We start from the raw sequence: 255 nt of genomic DNA, 5'->3' as shown, positions 1-255 counted from the left end.
TCCCTAGTTCGTGGAAGCCATTGCTTTCTCATGTCTCCACTGATTCACAAATCGATGACCTGGGCGATCGTCAGCAGCGTCGTGCTGACTTCCGCCTGGCTGGCAAATTCCGTGCAGGACAAGCACGAGCGCGGCGGTTACCGGCTGCGTCGGGCCGAGCAGCGCGCCACGCCCGCATCTGAAGGCGCAAGCCGACACCCAGGTGCAGGTCGCGTCGCTCAAGCGCTGATCAAGGCGTCCCGTGGTGCCCGTTAC

At 63.1% G+C, this 255-nt stretch carries 1 protein-coding gene; it reads left to right on the top strand.

The window, feature by feature from the left end:
• Positions 1-54: 54 nt before the first annotated feature.
• On the top strand, positions 55-255 hold a 201-nt coding region (locus tag ACR9ZK_RS22640), incomplete at its 3' end, for a hypothetical protein (RefSeq protein WP_481344174.1).

The sequence above is a fragment of the Monashia sp. HAY1-5C genome, from assembly GCF_056755255.1.
Note: the sequence above shows the minus strand (reverse complement) of the source record. Positions and strands in the feature narration are given on the sequence as shown.